At 59.5% G+C, this 6,769-nt stretch carries 6 protein-coding genes; 4 read left to right on the plus strand and 2 right to left on the minus strand.

What is annotated here, in order from left to right; all coding sequences use genetic code 11:
• The 4 genes from lspA to ACH2EH_RS01190 form a co-directional block, all read left to right on the plus strand.
• A partial coding sequence (lspA, locus tag ACH2EH_RS01175; RefSeq protein ID WP_395137994.1) for a signal peptidase II occupies positions 1-487 on the plus strand: 487 nt, incomplete at its 5' end.
• Entirely contained in the window at positions 487-1,266 is a 780-nt protein-coding gene (gene lgt / locus ACH2EH_RS01180) for a prolipoprotein diacylglyceryl transferase (RefSeq protein ID WP_395137997.1), read from the plus strand. The genes lspA and lgt, both read left to right, overlap by 1 nt.
• Complete coding sequence (locus tag ACH2EH_RS01185) at positions 1,259-2,179, plus strand: RluA family pseudouridine synthase (protein WP_395138000.1); 921 nt, start codon at positions 1,259-1,261, stop codon at positions 2,177-2,179. The genes lgt and ACH2EH_RS01185 overlap by 8 nt, the downstream gene beginning before the upstream one ends.
• Before the next feature lie 183 nt (positions 2,180-2,362).
• Positions 2,363-5,224 carry a DUF1553 domain-containing protein gene (locus ACH2EH_RS01190; protein ID WP_395138003.1) on the plus strand — a complete coding sequence of 954 codons (2,862 nt, stop codon included), beginning with the start codon at positions 2,363-2,365 and terminating at the stop codon, positions 5,222-5,224.
• Between the two features lie 172 nt (positions 5,225-5,396).
• On the opposite strand, the gene ACH2EH_RS01195 is transcribed toward ACH2EH_RS01190, so the two are convergent.
• Together ACH2EH_RS01195 and ACH2EH_RS01200 are read right to left on the minus strand one after the other, a co-directional pair.
• Positions 5,397-6,140 carry a phosphatase PAP2 family protein gene (locus tag ACH2EH_RS01195; protein WP_395138006.1) on the minus strand — a complete coding sequence of 248 codons (744 nt, stop codon included), beginning with the start codon at positions 6,138-6,140 and terminating at the stop codon, positions 5,397-5,399.
• The coding region (locus ACH2EH_RS01200; RefSeq protein ID WP_395138008.1) for a hypothetical protein at positions 6,137-6,769 on the minus strand (633 nt) is incomplete at its 5' end. The genes ACH2EH_RS01195 and ACH2EH_RS01200, both read right to left, overlap by 4 nt.

Consider the following 6,769-nt stretch of genomic DNA (forward strand, 5'->3'; position numbering starts at 1 on the left):
GTTTTATCTCCTGGCAGGCGTTATTGCTGTCTCTGATCAGGTTGTCAAAGCCCTTGTCAAGGCCCAGATTCCGCTCCATACGTCGGTGCCACTCTGGCCTGGGGTGTTTCATTTAACCCACGTCCAGAACGATGGAATCGCTTTTTCCATGCTCGCGGGTAAGACCTGGCTGATCACGATCGCCTCGCTGGTTATCATGACTGGGATTGTTCTCTCGGAGCGGCGGACGAAAGGCGGACTGGATCGCTTCACAGGAGTTGCGTTGGCGTTGCCGCTCGGAGGGGCGCTGGGAAATTTAATAGACCGCCTGCGCTCCGGGCTTGTCACGGATTTTCTGGACTTTCGTGCGATTAATTTTGCCATCTTCAATGTCGCGGACACGGCGATTACCACGGGGATTTGTCTACTGGCGATCCGCAGTTTCCTGCTAAGTGATCCGAGTGCTCCGCCTGCGCCACCCCAAATTGCCACGGAGGAGAGTGCCTAATGCTTCCCATTTTGTTTCATATCGGAAACTTCCCGTTGCGCTCGTGGGGCCTCTTGCTCATGATTGCCTTTCTCATGGCTGCATGGCGTGCCAGCAAGGCAGCGCCACACTATGGAATCAAGGCGGAAGACTACTGGGACGCGTCGCTCGCCGGGCTCTTCGGGGGCGTTCTCGGGGGGCGCTTAGGTTATGTTCTCCAGAACCTCTCCACCTATCTTGAAGACCCTAAAAAGGCAATATTCAGTATTGCCGCTGTGTGGCAGGGAGGGATGACGAGCTTTGGGGGTCTGCTGGGCGGCATCGCTGTCGGACTCTATGTCTGCAAGAAAAAGGGCATGAATGTCTGGGATGCGATTGATTTAGGGGCTCCGTCGCTCGCAATCGGGATGTTCTTCGGGCGAATGGGGTGCCTGCTCAACGGCTGCTGCTACGGCCACAAGTGTGCGTTACCGTGGGCAATGAACTTCCACCCCGATGAGCATACCACGATTCTGGGAGTCCATCCTACACAGCTCTATGAGGCTCTCGGAGTGGCGATCGCCTATGTTCTTTTGATCTCGCTAGAGAAGCGCCGGGCGTTTCGGGGGCAGATTTTCCTGGCGTTTTGTGTTCTCTACGGCATCGTCCGCTTTGTTGTCGAGATCTGGCGCGAGCAGTCGGGTGCGGAGTCCATTAAGGCAGGACTCTCCACGGGACAGTGGGCAAGCCTCGGGGTTGCGCTTATCGCCGTCGCAGCTTGGCCGCTTCTGGCGAAGAAAAACCGAATAGTTAATGATTGAGTTATTGGTTACGGAGGCCGGAGGACGCTTGGATGCGTTTCTTGCCGAACATCTTCCCGAGGTATCCCGCTCCCAGGCGGCGCGCTGGATTGATGAGGGGGCGGTGGTTGTTAATGGGAAGCCCGTCAAAGTTTCCTACAAGACCCAGGCGGGCGATAAAATTGGCATTACGCCGCCCCCGATGAAGAGCACAGAACTTATCCCTGAGAACATTCCGCTAAATATTGTCTTTGAGGACGAGGACTTGCTGGTGATTCACAAGCCTAAGGGAATGGTGGTGCACCCCGCGCCGGGAGCGCGTACGGGGACACTCGTGCATGCGCTTCTGTCACATTGCAAGGGGCGGCTCTCAGGAATCGGTGGGGAAGAGCGCCCGGGCATTGTCCATAGATTAGATAAAGACACGTCGGGTTTGCTTGTTGTCGCCAAGAACGATGTGGCGCACCGTCACTTGCAGGAGCAGATCCAGAGCCGTGCCGCCAAGCGGACTTATGTGGCGCTGATCTGGGGGAGCCCAAACTTTGAGGATGCCCTGATCGAGGCCCCAATTGACCGGCATCCTAACGACCGGCACCGGATGGCCGTCAGCCAGCCGGGTGAGGGCCGTGAGGCAGCCACCGAGGTGCATGTGCTGGAGCGTCTTGGCCCGATGACCCTGATCGAGTGTCGTCTCCGAACCGGACGCACGCACCAGATCCGTGTCCACTGCCAGTTTGCGGGCTATCCCGTGGTCGGCGACTCGGTCTATGGTGGTCTGCGCAAGCTTGATATTGAGACGCAGGGGCAGGCGCTCCATGCGTGCAAGCTGGAGTTTACGCATCCGCGAACCGGCGAGGTTCTCTCCTTTGAGCTGCCCTTGCCTGGCTACATGCGGGGGATTTGCGCCGCCTACCGCCGAACAAATCCCATGTAGCTTGCCCGAATAATCGCTCCCATGAACGGGGGCGTCTTATTGTCCTCACGCTTCGGACACAAAGGCCACTTCGGGCCATAACCGAATTTGCTCGGTGCTCGGCATGGGCGGTACGCCCTTCGTGTCGGAGCCTGCGACGTCAAAAAGACGCCCCCGTTCATGGGGGCGGGGTATAATTGCCCTATGCAACGACTTGCCGCAACTCTTGCCGCGCTGGGGCTCACCGCGAGCGCTCTCTTGCCCGCCGTGTCTCAGGATAAAGCCAAACCCGCGCCGCCTCGCCCTGAGGTGATTCAGCTCTTCGAGACCCATGTCCGCCCCACTTTTGTGGCATCGTGTCTGGCTTGTCATAGTAAAGGCAATGCGCTGGGGGGCTTGCGCCTCGATGGTTCCGTGACTCCGGCACAGGCCGCCGAGATCGTCAAGCGTGTCAAAGGGGAGGGCGGCAAGCCCCGGATGCCTCAGGGAATGGCGGCGCTTGCACCCGAGAAAATCGCGGCGATGGAGGGCTGGGCTAAAGCGGGTGCCCCCTGGCCGGAGCTGAAGGGATTTCTAGGCGGAAAGCTCTGGTCGCTGGAGCCGGTGAAAAAGCCCCTTCCTCCTGTTAACACACTGAAAGCCTGGCCGCGTAGTGGCATAGATAACTTTGTGCTGGCTAAGCTAGAAGCGGCCAAACAAAAGCCGGTTGCCTACGCCGACCGCCGGACACTGCTGCGCCGGGCGAGCTACGAGCTGACAGGGCTGCCGCCAAGCACGGAAGACGTCAATGCTTTTATCGCGGATAAGTCGCCGGATGCCTGGCCTAAAGTCCTAGACAAACTGCTTGCCTCGCCGCGCTATGGCGAGCGGATGGCGCGCTTCTGGATGGATATCGCCCGCTACGCCGACACCAAAGGCTATGTCTTCGTGGACGACAGAAACTACTACCATGCCTACACTTACCGAGACTGGCTGATCCAGGCATTTAATGACGACATGCCCTACGATCAGTTCCTGCGCTACCAGCTTGCCGCGGACCGAATGGAGCTTGGCGAAGACCGACGGCATCTGTCTGCCTTAGGCTACTTGACTCTCGGACGGCGCTTTATCAATAATATCCACGATATCCTCGATGACCGTATTGATGTCACGATGCGGGGGATGCAGGCGATGACCGTGGCGTGCGCTCGCTGCCACGACCATAAATTCGATCCCATTCCCACCAAAGACTACTACGGCCTCTATGCCATTTTCGCCTCTAGCAACGAGAACCAGCCGGTAATCTCCAGAAAAGAGATCCGTGAGCCGTATGAGAAACACGATGCACTGTTTCAAGCCGCCAAGAATGAGCGCGAGGAGCTGATTCGCTCTGAAGTTCGTCGGTTGCGGGAGACGGTAAAGGCGAGCACCGCGACACCTGAGCTTCAGAAAATTCTTCAGGGCTTTCGTGAGAATGAGCAGCCCAATGACAAGCAGCGTGGTGAGCTTCTGCCGAGCTTTGAGGCCGCTAAACGCGAGCGTCTGGCGGTGCTAGATAAGTCGCTGGAGGAGCTGAAGAAGACGTATCCTCCCACGCCTGAGTTTGCCCATGCCATGACGGAGGCCGCGCCGCGTCCGGGGGTGGTCTTCAAGCGCGGTAACCCCGGTAGCCCCGGCGATCCTGCACCGCGCCACTTTCTGAGCTGCGTGGCAGGCGAGACGCAAACCGAGTTCCCAACAGGAGGGCGGCTGGAGCTTGCAAAAGCGATTACGGACAAGAACAATCCCCTCACGGCGCGCGTGATCGCGAACCGAGTCTGGGGCTTGCACTTTGGCACGGGCATTGTCAGAACTCCCTCGGACTTTGGGCGGCAGGGTGAGAAACCGACGCATCCCGAGCTTCTCGACTGGCTGGCTGCAACGCTGATGGAAGAGGGCTGGAGTCTCAAGAAGCTCCAGAAGAAAATATTACTCTCAGCCACTTGGATGCAGAGCAGCGATGCCAGCGAGGCCGCCTTTGTGAAAGACCCGGAGAACCGACTCTACGGACGGCAGAACCGGCGGCGGCTAGAGCTAGAGCCGCTGCGCGATAGCCTCTTGCTCGCCTCGGGCACTCTGGACATGAGCAAGCTCGGTGGCAAGAGTGAGGAACTCTGGATGGGGGCGTACACAAAGCGCCGGGCTGTGTATGGCTTTATCGAGCGCCAAAACCTGCCCGCGATCTTCAAGACTTTGGACTTCGCCACGCCGGATGTGAGCAGTCCACAGCGCTTTAAAACCATCGTGCCACAGCAGGCGCTCTTTCTCATGAACTCGCCGCTGGCTGCCGATCAGGCGCGGGCACTGGCAAAGGGCGCGACGGGCAAGAACGAAGCGGAGAAAGTGTCGGCGCTCTACCGAAAGCTCTTTGAGCGCTCCCCGACGAAAGAGGAACTAAATCTCGCGCTGAACTACTTGATCGCCCCCGACAAGGCGGCGATCAAGCTCGAAACCCAGTCTAGCGCGACGTGGCGCTACGGCTGGGGCCTCGTGGACGCTACCGCTGGCCGGACGACCGTATTTAATGAGTTTCGGGTATTCGCCGATTCCCAGTGGCGCGTGGGCGACAAACTCCCCGACCCCGCGCACGGCTGGGCGATGCTGTCCCGCGAGGGAGGACACCCAGGCAATCCGCAGCACATGGTCATCCGGCGCTGGGTGAGCCCCACCGATGGCACGGTGAATATTGCCGGAATGCTTAATCATCCGGGAACGGTCGGCGATGGAGTGCGCGGGCGCATCGTCCACTCCCGCAAGGGAATTCTCGATGAGTGGGCCGCGCAGAACAGCAAGACGGGCACCACGCTCGATGCCATCGAGATGCGGCGCGGCGACACGCTGGACTTTGTGGTGGACTGCCGCACCGATGAGAACACGGACTCGTTTCTCTGGGCACCGTCGGTGACTCTCACAGGAACCAAGCGTCAGGCTTGGCGTGCGGACAGAGACTTCGGCGGCCCGCCGCCTGCGCCACCAACGCCGCTCACCAAATGGGAACGCTATGCTCAAGCACTACTGCTGACCAACGAGTTTCTCTACGTGGACTGAACGTACCGAGCGCCGCCCAATGAATTGGGCGTCTGCAATGGCGTCGTTCCTCAGCCGCAAAGCCCGTGCCGGGCTACCGAACTAACTCCCCAGCCCGGCACGGGCTTTGCGGCACGCAGTGCCACTGCAGACGCCGGTTTCAACCGGCGGTCAGGTGGGTTTTGAGCATGCGCTACTCTAGCAGCGCGACGCGGCGCTCGTATTTTTCGTAGGCGGTCAGGCAGGCGGTGAGCCAGGGGAATGCTGCCGCGTAGCCCGCCAGAACGTCGCTGGGGTAGTGAACTCCCAGATAGACCCGGCTTGCTCCGATTAGCGCAATGAACTTTGTCGCCAGAATCGCAATCCCAATGCGCTGCTTCAGCGGCTTGCCCTTCATCCACCAGTAGGCGAGTGTCCCGTAGAAGCACAGCGAGATAAACGAGTGGCCCGAGGGAAAACTAAAGGTCTCCTCTATGGCGAGCGCCTCAACCAGGGTCGGGCGCTGACGTCCCACGCGGTACTTAATGGTGCCGATAATGGCGCCGCCGCCGGAGAGCACCACGGCCATTAAGACAGCTTCGTTGCGCCACTTTTGGCTCCGCCAGGCGATAATCATGCTCGCCGCCCCGAGTGCCGACATGGTATCGGGACGTGCCAGGTCAGAGACGGTTCGCATGAGCGCGGTACGGCCCGGTGTGCGTAGCGACTTCGCGAGATTTAAGCCGTCGTGATCGAAGCGCCAGACTCCATCCTGGCCGCGAATATCATCGGCAATCGTGAAGAACAGTGCCATTGCGCCTGCGGACACAGCCGCACCGAGCGCCACAGGCGTCAGAGCAACTTCCACGAGCGGGAGAAGCTTTTTACGTGCCTTTCGCCCTAAGAAGGCTGCCGCCGCCGCACCAGCCGCCGCTGCGAGTCGTCTGCTCAGACTCATTCGCTGTCGTCCTTGAAGCCGGAGTTTCGGAACATCTCGGCGATTTTCTTATCGCGCTCTAGCCGCTGCTTCTCTTCCCGTGCTTTCTTGAAGGGATTATTCGACTGTTTTGCACCGCGCATATCTCGATCCAGATCCGCAAAGCGCAGATTGGGCGCGTTTTTCTTCTTTCCAAACCGGGTATCGAACCACCGACGTCCAGTGCGCACCCACCACCAGGCTGCCGCACTGCCACTCAGGCCGGCAAAACCTGCCCAGGGGCTATGGAGCATCTGGGCGGTGTAGAAGAACTGTAAGATAACCGTGATCCCAGCAATCCAGAGTGCGGAGATTGGGAAGAGAAACTGGAAGCGAATTGTGGCCGCGCGGTTGATCCAGCACCAGGCGACAGTGACTGCGGGAAGCGCCATTCCCAAACTGGCAAACACCGCTAAAGGCAGCGGCAGCAGCACGATGGCTAATAAGACAGTCGCACCCGTGAGGGCGGTTGTGGCCAGAACGAACTTAGTGAGCTGCGCGGTGCCCCAGGCACGTTCCATACTCCCGCAGACCGTCCATGCCCAGAACGCATTGCAGAGGGTCCAGAGTGCCCCCCCGGTTCCCACGAGCGGCCAGGTAACCAGTGTCCA

Source organism: Armatimonas sp. (genome assembly GCF_043760365.1).
GTDB lineage: Bacteria > Armatimonadota > Armatimonadia > Armatimonadales > Armatimonadaceae > Armatimonas.

Coding starts and splice junctions, on each gene's coding strand:
- ACH2EH_RS01190 (WP_395138003.1), top strand. CDS start 2,363: ATGCAACGACTTGCCGCAACTCTTGCCGCGCTGGGGCTCACCGCGAGC.
- lgt (WP_395137997.1), top strand. CDS start 487: ATGCTTCCCATTTTGTTTCATATCGGAAACTTCCCGTTGCGCTCGTGG.
- ACH2EH_RS01195 (WP_395138006.1), bottom strand. CDS start 6,140: ATGAGTCTGAGCAGACGACTCGCAGCGGCGGCTGGTGCGGCGGCGGCA.
- ACH2EH_RS01185 (WP_395138000.1), top strand. CDS start 1,259: ATGATTGAGTTATTGGTTACGGAGGCCGGAGGACGCTTGGATGCGTTT.